18 protein-coding genes are annotated in these 22,356 nt (G+C 40.0%); 8 read left to right on the forward strand and 10 right to left on the reverse strand.

Features of this window, described 5'->3' with window-relative positions; genetic code table 11:
* Positions 1-199: 199 nt before the first annotated feature.
* Positions 200-2,137 carry an acetate--CoA ligase gene (gene acs, locus QWZ08_RS21875; protein ID WP_290339709.1) on the reverse strand — a complete coding sequence of 646 codons (1,938 nt, stop codon included), beginning with the start codon at positions 2,135-2,137 and terminating at the stop codon, positions 200-202.
* Positions 2,138-2,240: 103 nt separating this feature from the next.
* On the opposite strand from acs, the gene QWZ08_RS21880 reads away from it, so the two are divergent.
* Entirely contained in the window at positions 2,241-3,803 is a 1,563-nt protein-coding gene (locus QWZ08_RS21880) for an MFS transporter (protein ID WP_290339710.1), read from the forward strand.
* Positions 3,804-3,888: 85 nt separating this feature from the next.
* A complete protein-coding gene (locus QWZ08_RS21885) occupies positions 3,889-4,140 on the forward strand; it encodes a DUF6814 family protein (RefSeq protein WP_290339711.1) in 252 nt (83 codons plus the stop codon).
* A 35-nt stretch (positions 4,141-4,175) separates the two neighbouring features.
* On the opposite strand, the gene QWZ08_RS21890 is transcribed toward QWZ08_RS21885, so the two are convergent.
* Entirely contained in the window at positions 4,176-7,124 is a 2,949-nt protein-coding gene (locus QWZ08_RS21890) for a serine hydrolase domain-containing protein (RefSeq protein ID WP_290339712.1), read from the reverse strand.
* Positions 7,125-7,199: 75 nt separating this feature from the next.
* Between QWZ08_RS21890 and QWZ08_RS21895 the strand changes: the two genes are divergently transcribed.
* The gene (locus QWZ08_RS21895; RefSeq protein WP_290339713.1) at positions 7,200-7,736 is read left to right on the forward strand and encodes a Uma2 family endonuclease; all 537 of its coding nucleotides are present in this window, start codon (positions 7,200-7,202) and stop codon (positions 7,734-7,736) included.
* Between the two features lie 44 nt (positions 7,737-7,780).
* On the forward strand, positions 7,781-9,646 hold the full coding sequence (mutL, locus tag QWZ08_RS21900) for a DNA mismatch repair endonuclease MutL (protein ID WP_290339714.1): 1,866 nt from the start codon (positions 7,781-7,783) through the stop codon (positions 9,644-9,646).
* A gap of 8 nt (positions 9,647-9,654) precedes the next feature.
* Here mutL and QWZ08_RS21905 read toward each other — a convergent pair whose 3' ends face one another.
* Positions 9,655-9,957 carry a hypothetical protein gene (locus QWZ08_RS21905; protein WP_290339715.1) on the reverse strand — a complete coding sequence of 101 codons (303 nt, stop codon included), beginning with the start codon at positions 9,955-9,957 and terminating at the stop codon, positions 9,655-9,657.
* A gap of 192 nt (positions 9,958-10,149) precedes the next feature.
* On the opposite strand from QWZ08_RS21905, the gene QWZ08_RS21910 reads away from it, so the two are divergent.
* Together QWZ08_RS21910 and galK are read left to right on the forward strand one after the other, a co-directional pair.
* The gene (locus QWZ08_RS21910; protein WP_290339716.1) at positions 10,150-11,109 is read left to right on the forward strand and encodes an aldose 1-epimerase; all 960 of its coding nucleotides are present in this window, start codon (positions 10,150-10,152) and stop codon (positions 11,107-11,109) included.
* A 3-nt stretch (positions 11,110-11,112) separates the two neighbouring features.
* The gene (gene galK / locus QWZ08_RS21915; RefSeq protein WP_290339717.1) at positions 11,113-12,276 is read left to right on the forward strand and encodes a galactokinase; all 1,164 of its coding nucleotides are present in this window, start codon (positions 11,113-11,115) and stop codon (positions 12,274-12,276) included.
* On the opposite strand, the gene QWZ08_RS21920 is transcribed toward galK, so the two are convergent.
* The 3 genes from QWZ08_RS21920 to QWZ08_RS21930 all read right to left on the reverse strand — a co-directional run bounded on the left by QWZ08_RS21920 (position 12,266) and on the right by QWZ08_RS21930 (position 16,634).
* Positions 12,266-13,444, reverse strand: a complete 1,179-nt coding sequence (locus QWZ08_RS21920) for an acyltransferase family protein (RefSeq protein WP_290339718.1) — start codon at positions 13,442-13,444, stop codon at positions 12,266-12,268. The two genes, galK and QWZ08_RS21920, sit on opposite strands and share 11 nt — an antisense overlap.
* Before the next feature lie 30 nt (positions 13,445-13,474).
* Positions 13,475-15,370, reverse strand: coding sequence for an ABC-F family ATP-binding cassette domain-containing protein (locus QWZ08_RS21925; protein ID WP_290339720.1), 1,896 nt, complete (start codon positions 15,368-15,370; stop codon positions 13,475-13,477).
* A 100-nt stretch (positions 15,371-15,470) separates the two neighbouring features.
* Positions 15,471-16,634: a glycosyltransferase gene (locus QWZ08_RS21930; protein ID WP_290339721.1), complete on the reverse strand. Its 1,164-nt coding sequence runs from the start codon at positions 16,632-16,634 to the stop codon at positions 15,471-15,473.
* Between the two features lie 226 nt (positions 16,635-16,860).
* Between QWZ08_RS21930 and QWZ08_RS21935 the strand changes: the two genes are divergently transcribed.
* Positions 16,861-17,463, forward strand: a complete 603-nt coding sequence (locus QWZ08_RS21935; protein ID WP_290339722.1) for a class I SAM-dependent methyltransferase — start codon at positions 16,861-16,863, stop codon at positions 17,461-17,463.
* Between the two features lie 7 nt (positions 17,464-17,470).
* Complete coding sequence (locus QWZ08_RS21940; RefSeq protein ID WP_290339723.1) at positions 17,471-18,310, forward strand: glycosyltransferase family 2 protein; 840 nt, start codon at positions 17,471-17,473, stop codon at positions 18,308-18,310.
* A 26-nt stretch (positions 18,311-18,336) separates the two neighbouring features.
* On the opposite strand, the gene QWZ08_RS21945 is transcribed toward QWZ08_RS21940, so the two are convergent.
* From QWZ08_RS21945 to QWZ08_RS21960, 4 genes are read right to left on the reverse strand one after another with little or no spacing between them, the layout of a single operon-like run.
* On the reverse strand, positions 18,337-19,230 hold the full coding sequence (locus QWZ08_RS21945) for a glycosyltransferase family 2 protein (RefSeq protein WP_290339724.1): 894 nt from the start codon (positions 19,228-19,230) through the stop codon (positions 18,337-18,339).
* On the reverse strand, positions 19,227-20,099 hold the full coding sequence (locus tag QWZ08_RS21950; RefSeq protein WP_290339725.1) for an alpha-1,2-fucosyltransferase: 873 nt from the start codon (positions 20,097-20,099) through the stop codon (positions 19,227-19,229). Before QWZ08_RS21950 ends, QWZ08_RS21945 begins: the two co-directional genes overlap by 4 nt.
* A 4-nt stretch (positions 20,100-20,103) precedes the next feature.
* Positions 20,104-21,207, reverse strand: coding sequence for an acyltransferase family protein (locus tag QWZ08_RS21955; RefSeq protein WP_290339726.1), 1,104 nt, complete (start codon positions 21,205-21,207; stop codon positions 20,104-20,106).
* A 32-nt stretch (positions 21,208-21,239) separates the two neighbouring features.
* Positions 21,240-22,337 (reverse strand): acyltransferase family protein, encoded by a 1,098-nt coding sequence (locus QWZ08_RS21960; RefSeq protein ID WP_290339727.1) that lies wholly within the window; start codon positions 22,335-22,337, stop codon positions 21,240-21,242.
* Between the last annotated feature and the right edge of the window lie 19 nt (positions 22,338-22,356).

The following is a 22,356-nucleotide window of genomic DNA, read 5'->3' on the forward strand; positions in this document are numbered from 1 at the left end:
ATATTGTTCAGGCCTGATGATGCTTTTTAGTGACGCATTGTTTCCGGCACACAGAAAAATAAATTTACGCATAACTCCCTTTGTTCCGGCGATGTTTTTAAAACTATAGGAAGACACTTCTAAAAATATAAACCCCGGCACTGCTAAGGTCTTGCCGGGGTTTTCTATATGGCTTAATCAATTAATAGTCTATAGAATGTTACAATTTACCATCCTTAATTTCATCTACCACACCAGGATCCAGCAACGTGGTGGTATCGCCTAAGTTAGCAATTTCTCCTTCAGCAATTTTTCTTAAAATGCGACGCATGATTTTGCCACTTCTTGTTTTAGGCAGTCCGGTCACAAACTGAATTTTATCCGGTTTGGCAATAGGGCCAATAATTTTTGAAACAGTCAAACTAATATCCTGGCGGCGCAGGTTTTCATCACCATGATGACCATTGTAAATTACAAAAGCATAAATGCCCTGCCCTTTGATATCATGCGGATAACCTACCACAGCGCTTTCCACCACGCCGGAGTGCATGTTGATCGCATTCTCTACTTCGGCGGTACCAATGCGGTGACCGCTGATGTTTAACACATCATCTACCCTGCCGGTAATGCGGTAGTTACCACCTTCATCTTTCAACGCCCCGTCGCCTGTAAAATACAAGCCGGGATAGGTTGCAAAATAATTGGTACGGCAGCGTTCGTGATCACCCCAGGTAGTGCGTAGTATCCCCGGCCAGGGAGCCTTAATGCAAAGGTTGCCTTTCAGGTGTCCGTGCTCATCCTTTTCAGTAATTTCATGACCCCTCTCGTCAACCAGCAAAGGTTGTACACCAGGCATTGGCAAACTTGCCCAACTTGGTATGCCAGGCGTTACACCTGCCAGGTTACTAATTAAAGTACCGCCCGTTTCGGTCTGCCACCAGGTGTCCACAATAGGACATGCTTTTTTGCCGATGTTTTCATCGTACCAATGCCATGCTTCTTCGTTGATGGGTTCCCCCACGGTGCCCAGTACTTTTAATGATGATAAATCTTTACCCTCTACCGGTGCAGTGCCATAACTCATCAGGCTCCTGATAGCAGTAGGTGCCGTATAAATACAGTTCACTTTATGTTTCTGTACGATTTCCCAGAAGCGTCCTGCATCTGGCCAGGAGGGGATGCCTTCAAACATCATTGAAGTTGCGCCTGCAGCCAGCGGGCCGTATACTATATAACTGTGGCCGGTAATCCAGCCGATATCTGCTGTACAAAAATGCACATCGCCTGGCTGGTACTGAAACACGTTTACAAAAGTATAAGCCGTCCAAACCATGTAACCACCAATGGTATGTACCACGCCTTTTGGTTTGCCGGTGCTGCCTGAAGTGTACAGAATAAACAGCGGATCTTCAGCATCCATTTCTTCTGCGGGAAAAAATACTTTGCCATCTTTTTCAACCTGCGTTTCTGCATAATCCATTTCATCTTCCCACCAAACATCTCTTCCCTTTATCATGGATACCGGAGTTCTTGTACGGGTATATACAATCACTCTTTTAACCGTTCTGTTGCCAATCAACGCATCATCAATCACACTTTTTAAAGGAATGTCTTTTCCGCCACGGAATGCACCATCGCAGGTAATGATAAATTCCGCCTGTGCATCATACAACCTGTCTGCAATGCTTTGTGCGCTGAAACCGCCAAAGATCACACTGTGGATAGCGCCAATTCTGGCGCAGCCCAGTATAGCATAGGCCAGTTCGGGCACCATGCCCATATAAATACAAACCCGGTCACCCTTTTTTACCCCATTGTTAACCAGCATTTGTGCCACCTGGCAAACTCTTTTATGCAGGCGGGCATAGGTTACCACGCGTACTCTTTCTTCAGGATTATTGGGTTCCCAGATAATGGCAGGTTTATCAGCCATCGTTGCCAGGTGACGGTCAATGCAATTTTCTGTGATGTTGAGTTTACCACCTTTAAACCATTCAATTTTTGGTTCGGTGAAATTCCAGTCTAATACTTTGTCCCACTTTTTACGCCAGTAAAAATTGGAAGCGACGTCGCCCCAAAATGCTTCGGGATCTTCAGCACTTTTTTTGTAATCGTCGTGATATTGCGCTAAACTTTTAATCTGATAAGGATATGACATGCAATGATTGTTTAATTATTTATTCCAAATACTCGCCACCAAATTAATATATTTACGTGAATTATACAGGGCAAACGATTGACTAAAATTCTAATACTTCTTCATGGCTGTTACTACTACTAAAGGAATCAACAAGGTAATCTTTTCTTCTTCATTGGGCACTTTAATTGAATGGTATGATTTCTATATTTTCGGCATGCTGGCAAAAACCATTTCAGCACAATTTTTTCCGGAAGGAAATGATACAGCAGCCTTACTCAGCACGCTCGCAATTTTTGCTGCCGGATTTTTAGTACGTCCTTTCGGTGCGCTGGTGTTTGGAAGATTGGGTGATTTGATCGGAAGAAAATATACATTTTTATTAACCCTTGTATTAATGGGAGGCTCAACTTTTTTAATAGGGTTGGTACCCGGTTACAAAAGTATTGGCATTGCAGCCCCGCTGTTGGTATTGTTGCTCAGATTAATACAGGGCCTGGCACTGGGAGGAGAATATGGCGGAGCCGCTACTTATGTAGCGGAACATGCTCCTGAAGGCAGGCGCGGCTACTTTACTGCCTGGATCCAAACCACGGCAACGCTCGGTTTGTTTGTTGCGCTTGGCGTAATTATGGCCGTAAAGGGTAATATGACTGATGCATCTTTTAGTGCAGAGTGGGGCGGGTGGCGGTATCCTTTCTGGCTATCCATTTTGCTGGTGGGGGTGTCTATCTACATCCGCATGCGCATGAATGAATCACCTGTTTTTGCAAAACTGAAAGCAGAAAAGAAAACTTCCATCAATCCGCTGAAAGAAAGTTTCGGCCATAAGGGAAATTTTAAAATGGTATTGCTGGCATTATTTGGCGCTGTAATGGGACAGGGAGTTATTTGGTACACGGGGCAGTTTTATGCGCAATCATTTTTAGAAAACACAGTGAAAATTGAGTTTATGCAAAACAGGGAAATTTTGCTTTGGGGCATTGCACTTGCTACGCCGTTCTTTGTTTTTTTCGGGTGGCTGAGTGACCGGTTTGGAAGGAAATGGATTATGCTGACGGGGATGCTGCTGGGCGTAATTTTTTACAGGCCGATATTTGGAACGATGCTGAAAGATGCTGATGCCAAAGTTTGGATGGCACAACAAGAAAAAATCGTAGAGCAACCGTCAAAAAATCCTTTCATAAAAAGAGATACAATTAATAAGTCTGCAGCCGCAGTAGTAATTGTTCAAACAAAAAAAGTGTTAGTGTTTAACGGCGATACAAAGTTTACCCGTATTTCATCCGACTCGATTTTTAAGGGCATTGACGGTTTTTCTTCTTCCCTTAAATCCGATACCAAGCCTGTATATGCTGATAAAATTTTGCCAGCTTCTCTTAAATGGAAGTTCATTTTTTTAGTCTGGATAATGATCATTTTTGTAACGATGGTGTATGGACCTGTTGCGGCTTTCCTGGTTGAATTGTTCCCCACAAAAATCCGGTACACATCTATGAGTTTGCCTTATCATATAGGAAATGGTGTTTTTGGCGGATTGGTGCCTTTTATTGCCACATTGTTGTCAACCACTTTTACAAGCGATCCATTGGTAGGGCTTTGGTACCCCATCGGTGTGGCTGCATTGTGTCTTGTAATTGGTGCGTTGTATTTGAGCAATATGGCAGATAAAAATGTAAATGATTAAAATGCTTGCATGGAAAAGTATCTTTTTACAAGGTGTTATTGGGTATAAACTCTCAATTAAAAAAAGGAAAGATTAAAATTTTTATATGAATCAATTAAAAAAAATGATGGGAATTGTTTGGATGCTGATTGCACCCTTAGTGATATATTTTTTGGTGACAGGTGCCATTCATAACATTAGTGCCACTGGTACAAAAGATATTAACAAGCCGGTTCCCTGGCTTATCATCATTGGAATTTTTACACCAATCGCCATTGGCTTGTTTATTTTTGGATGGTACGCGTTAAAAGGCGAATACGATCACCTGCCGCAAAGTTCTGATGAAATTACAGATTAATGATTGCGGGTGGCCTCTTTGGGCTACCCAGAAAATCAATGTGTCATTGCTTTATAAATCGCCTCATGAATAGTGGGTCGCACATTCATTTTTCCCAGCAAAGGATTATCTCCCACCGGTGTAACGCGGTTACTTAAAAATACAAACACCAGCTTCTTTGCAGGATCGGCCCAGGTACAGGTTCCCGTAAAACCGGTGTGGCCGAAGGTGAGAGGCGATGCACTTAAGCATGGATAAGGTTCCGGGCGGGTAGCGTTGTCTTTTTCTGGTTTATCAAACCCAAGTCCACGACGGCTGATTTTACTGTGATAAGCCGTAAACAAATCCACTGTTGATTTTTTGAAATAACGGGTGCCGTTTATTTCACCGCCATTCATCAGCATTTGCATAATAACGGCGATGTCGTATGCTGAGCTGAACAAACCTGCATGACCTGCAACGCCACCAAACATAGCAGCACCGGGATCATGCACATCGCCGCGAATCAGTTCCATGCGAAAAACTTTTTCATTTTCAGTAGGGGCGATTCGGTTCAACGGCAGGCGGTCTCTTGGTATAAAGCCGGCAGCGCTTAAACCAAGTGGCTGGTAAAATTCTTTTTTTACATACTCGTTTAAGGGTAAGCCGCTTAGTGCTTCCACTACTTTGCCTAAAAAAATAAAATCATTGTCGCTGTAAATATAGTTGCCCGTTGGGCCAAGCGGGCTTCTTAAAATTTTGTTGTACATCGTGTCCCTGTATGCATTGCGCATAAACAAATTGTCGGCAACCCGTACGCTGAAAGAATCACTTTGCTGATGAGCAAAATAAGCTGGATCAGGGATACCGGTAACCGTATCAATTGCCTGCCTGTAAAAAGGTATATACGCCACCAGGCCGGCCTGGTGTAATAAAATATTTTCAATTAAAAGATGTTCTTTATTGCTTCCTCTTACCATGGGCAGGTAATCGCCCAGTTCTTTTTTCAAGTCAATTTTCCCCTGCTCATACAGGCGCATGATGGAAATTGTGGTAGCGCAGATTTTTGTAACTGAGGCCATGTCATAAACGGACTCGGTTGTTACGGGTGTTGGATCATCATAATTATAATGACCGAATGCTTTTTGGTAAGCGACTTTTCCATCTTTAACAACCAGTACTACACAACCGGGTGTGGCGCCTTTGCTGATGGCATTGTTGGCGATTGAATCAATGCTGGTTAACTGCGAGCTGTCAAGACCAACTATGGCCGGACTAACAGCAGGCAATATCTTTACAGCCGTCATAACGCCACTTCCAAACGGGTACGCTTCGCACACGGTAACAGGTAATTTTCCTTTGGCATCTATCTTACCCTGCAAAAAATCAGCGGCTGCATTTTCGGTGTATTCATCATCTTCATAACAGGCAACTATATTTTTTGCTGCGCAGAAATTTTTAATGGCATATGGATTACCGAAAACAATACTCATGCAATTGGTTTCATTTTGTAACTGCGTTGCCAGTTCAATGGCAGAAGCAGGTAAGCCAAAATTATTGGCAGGTCTGCGGCTGTAATTGTGAATACCAATCACTACCTTTTTGTACCTTTTTTTTATCAACTCCACCATCGATAAAATCCTTATAGGATCGGCCTTGTAATCAAAATAAAACACAGCAGCATTGTAGTCGCTACGCATTCTTTTGGCAAACGCATTGTCAGTATTAATGCCGATACCGACATAGGCGATGTCTGCACCGCCATTTTTAGCATCAGCCTTTAACCGAAAAAAATCGTTGCCCGTTTTATTTAACAAGGTGAGTGCGTTTTCTGCAACCAGTTTTTTCATCGCAGGCACCTCTTTATTTAAATCTGCTGTAATATTCACAGTGTTTACCGGTTCAAAATGCTGCAGCCCATACTGGTATTTTGCCAGCAAAACTCTTTTGCAATGCAATTCAATATCATCCCAGCTCAACTGCTTATTGCTGATGGCTTCTTTTATTTTTTGTATGGTTGAATCAACGTTGCCTGGCAAACACAGCATATCATTGCCGGCTATCAGCGACTGCACAGACGCTTCTCCGCCAGGGAAATATTTTTGCACGCCCTGCATTTCCAACGCGTCTGTAAAAGTTAATCCCTGGTAACCGATTTCGTTGCGCATCAGCCCCGTTACATTTTTTAAAGAGATGGAACTCGCCCTGTTGGGGGTGCTGTCAATTGCAGGAATGTATAAATGCGCAATCATCACACTACCAATGCCCGCTTTAAAAACTTCCCGAAAAGGATATAACTCCAGCGAATCTAATTGGGCCATCGTTTTATTTATCACCGGTAAGTCGAAATGAGAGTCCACTGACACATCTCCATGACCCGGAAAATGCTTGGCGCAGGCCATTACGCCCGCATCCTGTAAGCCCTGCATATATTTTGTGCCGAACAGCGCAACTTTGTATTTATCTTCTCCAAAACTACGGTCGTTGATCACAGGGTTATTGGGATTGTTATTGATATCTACCACCGGGGCATAGTTAACATTAATGCCTAAGCGATTACATTGTTCGGCAACTATTTGCCCGTACTTATAAACGATGGATGCATCCTGCATGGCGCCCAGCATCATCTGGTGGTGCAGGGGGGCCACACTGTCAAACAGGCGCATGCCGATGCCCCATTCCGCATCGATGCAGGACATTAATGGTGTTGTGGCTAGACTTTGTAAATGATTGATGATAGTGGCGAGTTGCACTGGATTTCCCTGGAACGGGCAGATTCCACCGACATTGTATTTTTTAACGGCCTCCGCTACGGCACTGTCGTAATAAATAGGAGTTTTGGTTTTAAAATCGTAGGCAGATAAACGCAATACCATTAATTGAGCAATGCGTTGATCGGGATTCAGGCTGTTATAAACACTGTCGGCCCATGCCTTTGCAGCAACACGTTTGTCTTTAAAAGTTTGTGCTTTTGCCACAAAAAAAATTCCCTGTAAAAGGAAAAAAAGCCAATAGAATTTTTTCATAAATAAAAGATATACAACACAATTTAAGCACATTTCAATAGAGATGGGTTCGGAAAAAAATTTTAACTTTATGTCATGTCAATTGCAGAAAGATACCGCCCTCATTATACTTATGAAGATTATTGCCAGTGGGAAGGCCGTTGGGAATTAATTGAAGGGATGCCCTATGCGATGAGTCCTGCGCCGGTTCCGGCACATCAGAGAACTTCTTTTCTTTTAGGTATGCGGCTGGAAAATGCACTTAATGATTGTAAAGAATGTAAGCTATACCCACCACTGGATTGGAAGATTAAAGAAAATACAATTGTACAACCCGATTTGCTGATTGTTTGTAATACGATAGAAAAAAAATACCTCGATTTTCCTCCGGCGTTGGTGGTTGAAATTTTATCGCCTGCCACTGCGGCCAAAGATCGTGGAGAAAAGATGGAACTTTATCAGTCTCAGAAAGTAAAGTATTACCTGATTGTTGATCCGCAGTTTAAAAAAGTAGAAATCTACGAATATATCCATGCGCAATACGAACCCGTTGCACTAAACCCGCAGTCTTATCAATTTGAGTTGCATGATGGTTGCAACGCAGCGGTGATCCTGGCAGATATTTGGGAGTAACCCATTTATTATCTACGTAATTTTACAAAAAACAAGGAGAAATTTTGCCCGACATTATTCAGTTATTGCCCGATAATATTGCCAATCAAATTGCGGCAGGTGAAGTAATTCAGCGACCGGCCAGCGCTGTAAAAGAACTGCTGGAAAATGCAGTCGATGCAGGCGCCACTGAAATTAAGCTCATCGTAAATGATGCAGGAAAGGCCTTGATACAGGTAATTGATAACGGCAAAGGCATGAGCGAGACTGATGCCCGGATGAGTTTTGAAAGACATGCCACTTCCAAAATAAAAAATATAGACGACCTGTTTCATATTAAAACAATGGGTTTCAGGGGAGAGGCGCTGGCAAGTATTGCTGCCGTTTCGCAGGTGGAACTGAAGTCGAAGAAAGCGGAAGATATTACCGGCACCTGTATCGAAATTGATAACAGCGTGGTAAAAAAACAAGAGCCCGTTGCTATGCAGCAGGGCACCAGCATTGCCATGAAAAACTTGTTTTTCAATGTGCCTGCCCGGAGAAATTTTTTAAAAAGCAATCCATCAGAACTGCGCCATATTGTGGATGAATTTATCCGTGTATCCATGGCTTTTCCTGCCATCTTTTTTTCGCTTACCAGTAACGGGCAGCAGGTATTTCACCTGGAAAGTGGTACGCTGAAACAACGCATTGTGCAGATACTCGGCAACAGCTACAATGCCAAGCTGGTCAGTGTTCAGGAACAAAGTGATTACATGAATATTTATGGTTTTGTCGGCAAGCCCGAGACTGCTAAAAAAACCAGGGGCGATCAGTACTTTTTTGTAAACAGCCGCTTTATTAAAAGCGCATACCTCAACCATGCGGTGATGGGTGCCTTTGATGAGATGATTGCAAAAGACAGTTTCCCGATGTATACTTTATTCATAGATCTGGATCCGGCGCAAATTGATATCAACGTACATCCTACCAAACAGGAAATAAAATTTGAGGATGAAAAAATTGTATATGCTTTTGTAAAGAGTGCGGTCAAACATGCACTGGCGCAGTTCAGCATTACACCTACCCTGGATTTTGAACTGGATTCTTCTATCCAGCACCTGGATGCGGTAACCAAACCATTTACAGACGAAAGGAAATCTTCTGCAGCCTCTTCTTCCTTGTACAATACATTCACACAAAAAAATCAGGCACACTTTATTGAAAATAAAAGTGAGTTAAAGCATTGGAAAGATTTGTATGAACCTGCAAAAGGAGAGTCGGGTATTTTGAATGCGTCTATTGAAAGTGAAATTGTAGAACCCATCATCAACAGGGATCCTGGTTTTGTAAGTCTGCAATCTTTTATATCGCAACCGGCCATGTCGCTGGAGTATTTAACGCAGTTGCACAATACATACATAGTTGTACAAAATGATGCCGGCTTTATGGTTATACATCAGCAAAATGCGCATGAAAGAATTTTGTACGAGCGTTTTATAAAAGCAGTAGAAGGAAAGCCCATCGCTATTCAGCAAAATCTTTTTCCCATCACGATGGAATTAACAGCTATGGACGTGGTGATTGTAACAGAACTGTTACCGGAGCTGCATTTACTCGGCTACCACCTGGAACCCTTTGGTAATAACACTTTTGTAATACAGGGAACGCCAGCCGATGTTGACCAGGGCAACGAAAAAACAGCGATAGAAAAAATGCTGGAACAGTTTAAACACTTCAGCGCCGATTTAAAATACAGCAAAAGAGAAAAATTATTCCGTTCGCTTGCATGGCAGCAGGCGGTTAAAGGCGGCACCTCACTTACTCAAAAGGAAATGAAAATACTGGTGGAAGATTTGTTTGCCTGTACGGCACCCAACATTACACCCAATGGCAAACCAACTTATACTTCATTTAAAAAAAATGAACTGGATAAAATGTTCGGCAGGTAGTGGTGTACTTATTTTATAAAATTAAAAGTTACCATCATGATGGTGACAAAAAGACAAATTAAGCCTGATAGAAAAATAATATCGGCAATGCTTTCGTAACGGTCAGACCTTGTTGTATTACTTCGGATGGAAAGAAAAGACAGTATGCTGCTGCTCATAAAAAGAATGGTAGCGAAGGAAGTGCATTCGTCAATTAAAGTGGTTTGATTTAACTTTAAAACTTTTAAAGAAGTGAGTACTAAAAAGCAAATTCCCAGTAAATTCGCGGATGTATTTAAAATATGCGGGGCTTTGTCGTTTTTCTGAACCATAATTATTTTTACAGGGTAAAATTAAGTTGCTAAAAGGCCACATCCGTTAACCACGGGTTAATTGTAAATACTTTGTTTTCAGATTGAAATTTTTTTGATTCTGTAACAAGCTTATAAAAGCTTACGGCCGAAGACCGACTCATTCATTTTAATAAATCTATTCTATACATAATATACAAAAAATAAAGCAGCATGTCGTTTACCGTTGAAAGCAAAACTGAAAATGGGTTTGATAAGATTATTTTGAAAGACAACAGCAGCAATACATCCGCTGAAATTATCCCCCGTTGTGGCGCCATTTTACATGCCTTTTCAATCTGGCACAATCATCATTTTATTAACGTAATTGATCAGTATGATAGTGCTGAGGATTTTGCCGCCAATGTAGAATCAAAAGGAATGAAGAGTTGCAAACTTTCTCCTTTTGCATGCAGGATAAAAAATGCCAAATATAGTTTTGGCGGCCATCAATACACTTTTAATAAATACATGCTGGGCGATAACGCCATACACGGATTGTTGTATGATGTTGCGTTTGAAATAATAGACCAGGAAGGCAATGATGAAAGGGCGCAGGTAGTTTTACAATATGATTATAAGGGAGAAAATGCTGGGTTTCCATTTAGTTATGTTTGTAACATCACCTATACCTTGTCAAAGGAAAACACACTGGAAATTGCCACGAAAATAACAAATACGGATAAAGGTATCATCCCGATGCAGGATGGGTGGCATCCATATTTTAAACTGGGAAAAAAGGTAGACGAACTGCAGCTGGAATTTCAGAGCAAAGAAAAAATAATTTTTGACGATACCCTGGTGCCCAACGGCGAAACGGAGCCTTACCAGGAATTCGGCTCACTTAAACAAATAGGGGATACTTTTTTTGACAACTGTTTTACTTCAAATTTTGCAGAATGTCAGCCATTATGTGTGTTGAGAGATCCTGTTCAAAAATTGCAGGTAGAAATTCATCCGGATAAAAGTTATCCTTATTTGCAGATTTACACCCCGCCGCACAGAAACAGCATTGCAATAGAAAATTTAAGTGCCGTGCCGGATGCGTTCAATAATGGAATAGGTTTGATAACTTTGGCACCGCAAACATCACAGGTGTTTGCAACCACCTTTAAAATAACTCCGTTAAACTGAACGATGAATTCAATTGCCGTTACTGTATTAAACCGCTTCAGGGAAAGCTTTACATTCGAACCAACCCTCTATTTTTCTCCCGGCCGCATTAATTTAATTGGTGAACATGTGGATTACAATGACGGCTTCGTATTGCCTGCCGCAATTGACAAAGGCGTGTACTATGCCGTTGCTCCAAACAACAGCGACAACCTGAATTTTATTGCCATTGATTTTGATGAGCGCCTGTCTGTTGCTGTGATGGATATCAAAAAAATGAGTAACTGGCAGAATTATGTGCTGAGTGTAGTAAATGAATTTGTATTACTGGGTGTTGCTGTAAAAGGGTTTGACTGTGTTTTTGCAGGTGATATACCAAGAGGTTCCGGTATGAGTTCGTCTGCTGCAGTTGAGGGTGGGCTTGCATTTGCATTGAATGAAATGCTGAACACAAAAATGAACAGGGTAGAATTGGCTTTACTTTGCCAGCGGGCCGAACACAATTATCCGCATGTTAATTGCGGTATTATGGATCAGTACGCCAACATGATGGGCCGCAAGGACGAAGTGATTATGCTGGACTGCAAAACGGTCGAACATCAATATTTTCCGTTGCGTTTGCAGGGCTGCAAAATTGTTTTAATCAACAGCAAAGTGCATCATACGCTTGCCTCCGGCGAGTATAATATCCGCAGACAGCGTTGTGAAGCAGGAATGGCCGTTTTAAAAAGTGGTTTGGGTATTCAATCTTTTAGAGATATAAAAGATGTGGAGGCTTTGATGCCTTTTAAGGATAAAATGGAGGAGAAAGTTTTTAATTGCTGCAAGTATGTGGTAGAAGAAATTGCCCGTGCAAAAAAAGCGTCAACTGTATTGAAGCAGGATGATTTGGTTTCTTTCGGAAAACTAATGTATGCCACACATGAAGGCCTTAGTAAGCTGTATGAAGTAAGTTGCCCGGAGCTTGATTTTTTGGTGGAGCTGGCAAAGCAGGAAAGCGGCGTAATTGGCGGAAGACTAATGGGTGGCGGCTTTGGCGGCTGTACCATTAACATTGTAAAAGACGAAGCCATCAACCATTTTATTGAAACAGCCAGCAAAGCCTATCATCAAAAATTTAATATTGATGCGGAGGCTTATATTGTATCCACAGGTGATGGTACCAAACAAATTGCGGTTACACCTTAATGTAGATTTTCTTCTTATCCAGCAGCCAGGCAAAACTCCACATCATTGTTATAAAACAAAGTGCATAAATTAATGAGCCTGCTCTTGGTTCGGCAGGCAATATTGGTTTACATACATGTTCATAAAACCAGGCGAATGGCGTAAAATAAGTGGGCTTACCGTCTAACCCAACACCGGCCGGTATGCGTATCAAAGCCAGCAGCCTTGGTAAAATAGCACTCATTGCAAAAATAAAAAGGGCGTTTTTTCCAAACACATCAAAAAACCGGCTCCACCTGCCACGCCATTCTTTAAATTCAATAACATAAATCATCAGGGCAAGAATGAGTAAGGCCAGGCCTGTTGTATAAACTGTATAACTGCTGGTCCATATTTTTTTGTTGATAGGGAAAACCATATTCCAGCAATAACCTGTAAAAAGCAGTACGCAGCCGGCCACAAATAAACCGTTGACCATTTCGGCCGTTTTGCCTTTTTGTACGATATAACTGCCGGCGAGGTAACCAAAAATCACCTGTACAACAGCGCCTGCGGTACTCATTAAGCCTTCCGGATCAAACGATGAGCCTTCGCCTTTGTAAATATGCGCTTCTCCAAGTAAGGCCAGATCTATCTTAGTTCCAAACCAACCTGCAAAGCTAAATGGATCGGCAGGGTTTGCTGCAATGCATACAAACCAGTAGGCCAGCAATAAAAAAGCACCTGCAACAAATGCGCCTTTTTGTTTTCCAAAATGAGCAATAACAGATGCAAAAAAGTAGCACAGCGCTATGCGTTGCAAAACACCAAATATACGTATGCCAGAAGCTTTGCCATCACTTGTAATATAGGCCCATGGCTTGGCAACCAGTTGGTCATTGTCCCATTTAATAAATGGAAACCAGTTTAAGAATAGCCCGATTAAAAAAATGAGGAGTGATCGCTTCATAACTTTTTTCCAGAAAACAGATTCGCCTGCAGCTTCCAACTTGGGTAAAACAAAAGCCATGGCATTACCAACGGCAAATAAAAAAAACGGAAATACCAGGTCTGTCGGTGTAACACCATGCCAGGGTGCATGCTCCAGCGGCGTATAAATATGCGCCCAGCTGCCAGGGTTATTTACGAGTATCATTAAAGCTACCGTGGCCCCACGAAAAACATCCAGGGAGTAAAAGCGTTGGTTCATTACAGGCGGTTTCATTCAGCAGAAAGGTAACTAATTCTTTTCACTCAACTCCAGCCAGCGCATTTCTTTTTCATCCAGCAGTTGTACGATTACGCCAATCCGTTCAGCAGCTTTTTGTAATTCATCAAAACCTAAATTGCCTTCATTCATTTTCGTTTCAAGGGCGGCTTTTTCTTTTTGCAGTTCGGGCATTTCTTTTTCCAGCAGTTCCAGTTCTCTTTTTTCTTTGAAAGATAATTTTTGAGTAGGTGTGCTGGAAGGTGCTGCTGGTGCTGCTTCCGGTGCTTTGGTTTCTTGTTTTATCAGTTGCCTGTCATCGGTTAAACTGCCATTGGAAACAGCTTCCCGGTATTGGGTATAGTTACCCGGGTAGTCCCTGATAACACCGTTACCTTCAAAAGCAAATAAGTGATCCACCATACGGTCCATAAAATACCGGTCATGACTTACAATAAGAATACAGCCGGGATATTCCATTAAAAATTCTTCCAGCGTACGCAATGTCTGCAAATCAAGGTCGTTCGTCGGCTCATCCAGCACCAAAAAATTGGGGTTTAAAAACAACACACTCATTAAATGCAACCTTCGTTTTTCGCCGCCGCTCAGTTTACTTAAAGGCGTAAATTGTTGCTCCGCAGAAAAGCCAAACTTCTCCATAAACTGGCTGGCACTTATTTTTGTGCCATCGTTCAAAGGAAAATATTCCGCCATATCTTTTACATACTCAATGGCTCTTTTATCTTCTTTATAAATCAATCCATCCTGGCTAAAGTTGCCAAACACCACCGTATCTCCATGATTTATTTTTCCGCTATCCGGTTTTTCCTGCTGCAGGGCAATCTTTAAAAAAGTAGATTTACCCACGCCATTTTTACCTACCACACCAATGCGTTCGCCGCGTTTAAAAGTATAATCAAACCCCTTCATAATCTGGAGGTCGCCATAACTTTTGTGCACTTTAATCAGCTCCAATATCTTTCCGCCAAGCCTTGTCATTTTCACCTGCAGACTTACTTCTTCCACATCTTTTTTCAGCTTCACCCTGTCTTCTACTTCCGTAAATGCATCCTGCCTGCTTTTACTTTTGGTGGTGCGGGCCTTGGGCTGCTTGCGCATCCATTCCAGTTCTTTTCTGAAAATATTTTTGTCCTTCTGCAACTCGCTTTGCTGTACTTCCAGGCGCATACTTTTTTGCTCCAAAAAGTTATCGTAATCACCCTTGTACACAAACACTTTTTCTTCGTCTATTTCAACAATTTCATTGCTAACAGCATCTAAAAAATAGCGGTCATGCGTAACCAGCAGCATGGTAACTTTTGCTGCGGCCAGGTAGTCCTCCAGCCACTCAATCATATCCACATCCAGGTGATTCGTAGGTTCATCCAGTATCAGAAGGCAGCGGCCGGCATGCAAATCAGCTTCAATCAAAGCTTGCGCCAGGGCCACTCTTTTCTTTTGTCCGCCACTTAAGTTGCCCACTTTTTCACTCAGGTGGTGCAGGTTTAATTTACCGAGAATCTGCTTCAGATCGCTCTCAAAACTCCAGGCATTCAGGTCATCCAGGCGTGCCATCAACTCGCCCAGTTTATCAATGTCTTCCAGCCCATCCTCTAAAAACTGCTCGTATTCTTTCACCACTTTCACCACCGGGTTATCCAGTCGCAACACATTATCCCAAATGGTTTTGTTGCCGTCAAAATCATTGTCCTGCTGCAGCATGACTACTTTAATGTCTTTATGCACCCACACCGTACCGGTATCGGGCGTATCCAGGCCGGTAATAATTTTAAGCAGGGTACTTTTGCCACTGCCATTGCGGGCCACCAGGGCTATTTTATCGCCTTCCTCTATGTTTAAAGTGATGTTTTTAAAAAGGGTTCTTATCCCGAAAGATTTACTAATATTTTCTATTGAAGCGTAATGCATGGCGGCAAAGGTAACGGAGGAAATATTAAAACAGTCATCAGGGTTAATGTGTCAACAAATTTGCCGGGATTTTTAACAGAAGTTAAGGCTGGCGACGGCGCTAAAACTGGTGCAGCAGGTCAGCGAATTGTTTCATAATAATCGACAAATCAAAATCTTTTGCTCTTCTTATTCCCGCGGCAGCATATTCATTCCGCAAATTAGCATCATCTATCATGGCAAGCATAGCATCCGCAAGTGCCGCCGCGTCATTTACAGGAATTAACAATCCGAAAGTTGCTTTTTCAATACCGGTACTATGTTTGGTTGGTGTGAAAGCACAATCCAGCAATTCCCGCGGACCGGTGGGGCAATCGGTACTTATTACCGGTGTGCCGCAGGTTAGTGCCTCCAGCAATGCGTTCGGAAAGCCTTCAGAATCGGAAGTTAATAAATGGCACTGCGAGCGGGCCACATATTTAACTACATTTCTGCGGTAACCTAAAAAAACGATTTTATCACTGATACCCATTTTGTGCGACAGGAGTTTAATATGTTCTTCCTCCGGCCCCTGGCCAATCAGCAGTACTTTAAAATCCCGTTGTTTTATTTTTTGTACGGCAGCCAGCACCAGTTCATGATTTTTTCCTTTTTCTATCCTGGCTACGTGCGAAAAGGTAAAGCTGCTGAAATCAACATCGTCCACAGATTCCGCCATATCTTTTTGCTGCATGGTTATATTAACCGGGTTATGAATTACCGTAAACGAATTTGTTAAATGAAAATTGGTGGTTAGATCATGCTGAATGCCGGCAGAATTGGGTACAATCACATTGGCAAAGGGATACAGTTTTTTTACAAGCAGCCTGCCTGTTTTGCCGGCTATTGTATGTGGATTGTAAGCGGAAGAAGTGTGGGATCGTTCGCTGATTAAAATAGCTCCTTTCCAGTTTAATATCCTCAAAAAACAATTGATATAATTTGACCTGTTTAAAGCGGAAAAACAAATGTTGATATTTTCCTGTTGCAGATATTTTTTTAAACGAAACGCCAGCAGTGGAATTTTTAAAACATCTTTGGCACTTTTTCTTTTTTTAAGATTGGAATTGTCAATTGTCTTGATGGTGATGTCATTCACCGGCAATTCAAATTCAATGGTATTGTTCAGTAAGATCAGATGAAGGTCAAATTCTTTATAAAATGAGTTGATGATTTGCGCCACCACTTTCTCAGCCCCTGCCACTTCGAGCGCATTGATCAAAATAGCCACTTTCTTTTTTTGCATGTTTACAAATCCCCTTTAATAAACCTTATTGGCCAGTTTAAATAAAAAATCAGGTAAAAAATAGTACGATTTAAAAAAGCTATCGCATTTTTTGGATTGTAAATGTATAGCCGAAAATTTTATGGATATAAAATTAAATTATAGTATGCCAGGCGATCAGGCCTTTTTTAATGCTGCAACGACTTAAAAAAATTACTTTTGTCGTTAAGGCAGATTTGCTTTTCGTATGATGACAGACAAAAAAAATATCATTTCCAGGCTATCAATGCTTCAGCCGGTGATTCTTGATTTGGGATGTGGTGCATTTAAAAAAGAGCCTCATTGGATAGGAATAGATATGCTGGATAAAGATGCCGTTGATATTGTAGGGGATGTTTATGAAATACTACAGTCTTTTCCTGATAATTGCGCCGATGAAATACACGCCTCGCATTTTTTTGAACACCTGGCAGACGTACCCGGCTTATTGGTAGAATTAAACCGTGTTTTAAAACCAACTGGTTTTATCGAAGTGATAGTTCCTCATTTTTCCAATGCTTATTTTTATTCTGATTATACGCATCAAAAATTTTTCGGCCTGTACTCATTTTCTTACCTGGTAAAAGATAATTTGCTAAAAAGAAAAGTGCCCGATTATAATGTACATACCGGGCTGCAATTGCAGAAAGTATTTTTGCATTTTAAATCTCCCTGGATAATTAACCGGCCATTCCGGAAATTATGCCAGCTCATATTTAATGCTAGCACTTTTATGAAGGAGTGGTATGAGGATAGCTGGAGCAATAACATATCGTGCTACGAGATTCAATTTATACTTGTAAAATTGTAGGTATTTTATGAGTGAAAACCCTTCTGTTTGTATAATGATTCCGGTTTACAACCAGGAGCGTTTTATTGCGAAAGCTATTGAAAGCGCCCTGCGGCAGGATTACAGCAATATTGAGATCATCATTGCTGATGACAATTCAACTGATTCTACAGCTGCCATAATAGCGAATTTTTTAGGTAAGCCTTCTATAACGTATAAAAGAAATGGAGTCAATTTAGGCAGGGTTGCCAACTACAGAAAATGCCTGTATGAATATGCGAAAGCAGACTGGGTGATCAACCTGGATGCCGATGATTACTTTACAAATGATCAGTATATTTCGCAGGTAATGCAGGCCATAAAAAAGAATGGTTTTGATAAAACCTTGTTTTATCAGGGCGTAAATATTATAAAAAGTGACCGGTTTGAAAAACTAAATGAACCAAATATAAAATCCGGCGAAGCTGTTATCACTGCGGGAGATTTTTTTTTAAATTATTTTAAGCGGAATTATTTTTCTCACATGTCAACACTTTATCACCGGACCTCAGCGATGGCCAGTGATTTTTATTCAAGAGATGTAATTTCATCCGATATATTTTCTTTACTGCAATTGTGTATCAATAACAGCAATAAAGATGTGATAGTAAGTAAAAACATTTCCGGCGTTTGGTATCAGCACTCCGGCAACATCAGCAAAAGCCTGAACCTAAAAAAGCATTTCAACAATTTACGGATTTATGCACAGTTATCCTTCCTTGCTAAATTAAAAGGATACAGCAAATGGCAAACACTTAATTGGCTTGCTAAAGCAGGGTTTATTTATATCAGAAGTTATTTGTACAGCTTTGTCAGAACAAAAAATTAGTATTGATACACCTGGGACAAACAACATTATTTCTTTAACAGCATCACTTTTAAAAATACATAAAACTGGCGTTGTAAAATAATAAGGGGGCAGGTAGACAAGGATTTTAAAAAATATTTAGAAGCGTCTTTTTTTAAACTATTTACAGCAAGCGTGGTGGCAATCAATAAATATATTCTTGCTGTGAAGTCAGCCTTTTTATGGTTTAAAAAACTTACAACAGAATTGTTTGCTAAAACGATTTTTAAAAAAGTCTCAAAACGGGTCACAATTTTTTCGCCGGAGGCTGCGACATTTACACTGCGTTCGGTATGTTCTATCAGAATAGAAGTAGGTTGTTGCGAGGTATAAATTGTAAACTTTGCTGCCATTCTTAACCACAATTCATAATCTTCAGAAGCGGAAAGCGACCTTGTTTCATTAAAGGGAAAGTGCAGGGCTATATCTTTTCTTACAAAAACAGGATTACATGCCAGGATGTTTTGTTTATACAAAATAGCGTTGCAGAAAGTCGCAGGTAATATAACTTCTCTCACCGTTTTTAGTTCCGGAGTAGCTATTGTAAAAGAAAGGGCGAATATTTCCGGCTGATTGTTTCGCTGTATCATTTTTACAGCCTCTTCCAAATGATTGGGCAGCATTAAATCATCAGAATCAAACCAGGAAATGTAATCACCTTTCGCCTTACCCGTTCCAAAGTTTCTGGCCGCAGATCTTTCAGCGTTGTCTTTTTTAAAATAGGTTACCCGCTCACTTAAAAAAGATTTTATTGCATTTTTCGTGTCATCGGTGCTGCCATCATCCACAATTATTATCTCGAAGTTGGTATAACGTTGTTGTAAAACGCTGTTAATAGTTTTACCTATTAAATGCGCCCGGTTATAAGTGGGAATTACGATCGAAAAAAATGGGTTCGTCATATTTTGATCCAATTTTTTGGTACTATATCTTTTGTATCCCATTTACTGTTATGAAACCATATTTTTGGAGCAATAACAATTTTATCATTATAGCTGCCAAGCCATGCAGCCCACCAGCCAAAACTACTGTTGGGTATAATAAAGTGCTTACACGCAGTCATCAACGAAAAATGACCCCTTGCTTTTTCAGCGGCAAATTCGTCGTCTACATAAACTGCGGTACCTTGTGTCACAATATTTTTTTTACACCAGTTAATGTCGTCTGAAAAGATATAAAAAACAGGGTTCAAAATTTTTTCTTTAATCAGCCTCACAGCCTCGCTGTAATATTCCATTCCCAAAGTGCCGTGCATCGTAGTGTTTACAAAATCGCCCCTGCGCACATGCAGGCAAACCGCGTTTGCAGTTTCTATTTCCGCCCGTAAATTTTGTATGTGTTCAGGTAAAGGCAATTTTAAAACAAAATCTTTTCTTATAATTTGTTCTATACCTGTAAAATAATATTCACTTTGCCAATAGCCGGTAAGATATACATTGTCTGAAAGACTTAATACAGAAGGGTTGAAATTAAACTCTTTTTCTGCAATAAGCCTAAGCGGTTTTGGTTGAATACAACGGTTAATGATTTTGGTAAAGATACTTTTGTGCGACCCATATTTTTTTGAAACCGGGACAGGGGCCACATTAATTTCGATATTAAAAATGTCTAAATCAAGTGTTCTGAAAGTGAAATTTTTTCTCGGCCTGCGGGCATTTAAATAATGCGTATCTACATGCAACTTTGCGTTATTTAAAACAGCAAGATGCCTTCCCAATGCGTATTGAAACATTTGATTCCCCAGGCCGCCTTGCAGTTCAACCACAATCATAAAACTAATTCGTTGTTTTAATTTTTGACATTGAATTTTTCTTTTTCAGAAAATAGGACTCTATATACTGATTAGATAAATAAGCAGCCATCACGGTTAAAAGTATCACAATAGTTAAATATAGAAAATAATAGAAAATAGTATCCTGTGGCTTATAAATAAACTTAGCCAGAACAAACATAACGGAAACATGATACATGTAAATGCCATAAGAAATCCGGCCCAGAAAGTTAAATAGTTTCGACTCAAGCGTGATGATAGTATTTCCATTTTTAGATACGTTGATGAGAAGTATGGTAAAAAATATGGAATAAAAGTCTTCTGTAAAAATGCTGAACGGTTTTAACCATATCGTAAATCCAATTGCAAAAACAATCCATGCAAATATTTGGACAAACTTGTTAAATAAAAAAGGGAGAACGTAATTTTTATACAGGGTCTTATCCAAAACAAGATAAGCTCCAATCGCCCCAATGGCCATACAATCCAGGCGGGTCTGACTAATAAAAGGGGAAAGGATAGTGTCAACAAAAAAAAGACGGATAACAATTTTTATAATTGCAAACCCTGCTAAAAAAAACAAAAATATTTTTATAGGGGTTTTAAAAACCTTTAATAGAAGAGGCCAAAACAAATAGAATTGTTCTTCCACACCCAAAGACCAAAGTATCACAAGTATTGGGTAGTTATCATGAATTGGCGAAGGGTGTACAGCACCAACAATATTACCTGCAAAAAATATGTATAAAAAAATCTCAGTAAGACTGCCATCTGAACTATTCAGTAAATTTTGATTATACAACAAATACATGATTGCAATGCCGAGAATAATTATCAGGTAATACAGGGGCCAGATTCTTAAAATTCTTCTTAAATAAAAAGATTTCAAAGATATTGTTCCAAACTTATCTTTTTCCAGCAGTAACAGATATGTAATTAAATATCCACTCAGTGTAAAAAATAATGTTACCGCTAATCCCCCTTCATTATATAACGAAAAGGAAAATCCAAAATCAGCACCAAATATTTGGGTAAAATGTGCAATAACTACAATTATGGCAGCAATAGCCCGCATTCCATTTAAACCAGGCAGATATAATTTATTCATAAGCTATTTATAGACGCCTTTTTATTATTTATTTATTCACCGTTGCTGCTCTTAATCCTCGCCAACACCATTTTCTTTCTTAAAAAATAGTTTTCTATATACTTATTAGATATGTAAGCCACTATAATAGTTAGAATAAGAATAATACTTAGATTAGAAAAGTAATAAAAAATATTATCAGCCGGAAAATACACGATTTTCTGAAATACAAAAATTACCAATACGTGATACATATAGATGCCATAGGAAATACGCCCAAGAAAATTTAATATTTTTGTCTCTAAATTTATGAGTGTATTTTTATTTTGAGAAATGTTAATAATAATGATCACAAAAAATAATGCATAAAAATCATCACTAAAAATACTTAATGGCATCTTTAATGTTGCAAAACCTATTATAGCAATTGCCCACGACAATACCTGGACTTGTTTACTAAAAACATAACGGCGTACATATTTATTAAATAGTTTGGCATCCAGTACAAAACATGCCCCTAGTGCACCTATTGCCATGCAGTCTAAACGGGTTAGGGAAATAAGTGACGAAAGAAAGGTGTTAGAAAGAAAAACGCGGATAATAATTTTGAGTATCGAAAACGCCAATAGAAATGTAAAAAATACATTGATGCCTGGTTTACAAAATTTGAGCAATAAAGGCCAAAACAAATAAAATTGCTCCTCAACTGCTACCGACCAGAGAACACCAATAGGAGTAAATGCTAATTGATAAATGGATTCGGCAATATTGCCGGCGAAAAATACAAACAAAACTACAGCGTTAAGATTGTTTTGATTTTTGCTCAGTAAATTTTGCTGGTATAAAAAAAACATTACACAGATCGATGCGATAATCATTATATAGTACAATGGCCATATCCTTAAAATTCTTCTGAGATAAAATGCCTTTAAGTCAATTGTATTGAATTTTTCTTTTTCCAGAATCAGCAGATAAGTTATAAGGTATCCACTTAATACAAAAAACAAAGTAACGGCAAGGCCTCCGCCCAAATAAACGGGAAATGAAAAATTAAGATGTGCTTTAAACAACTGAGTAATGTGAGATATTACAACGATTAAAGCAGCGATAGCCCTTATTCCATTTAAGCCCGGCAGGTATATTTTGTTCATATGCCACTGATAGTTTTAA

It is taken from the genome of Ferruginibacter paludis (genome assembly GCF_030409685.1).
Taxonomy (GTDB): domain Bacteria; phylum Bacteroidota; class Bacteroidia; order Chitinophagales; family Chitinophagaceae; genus Ferruginibacter; species Ferruginibacter paludis.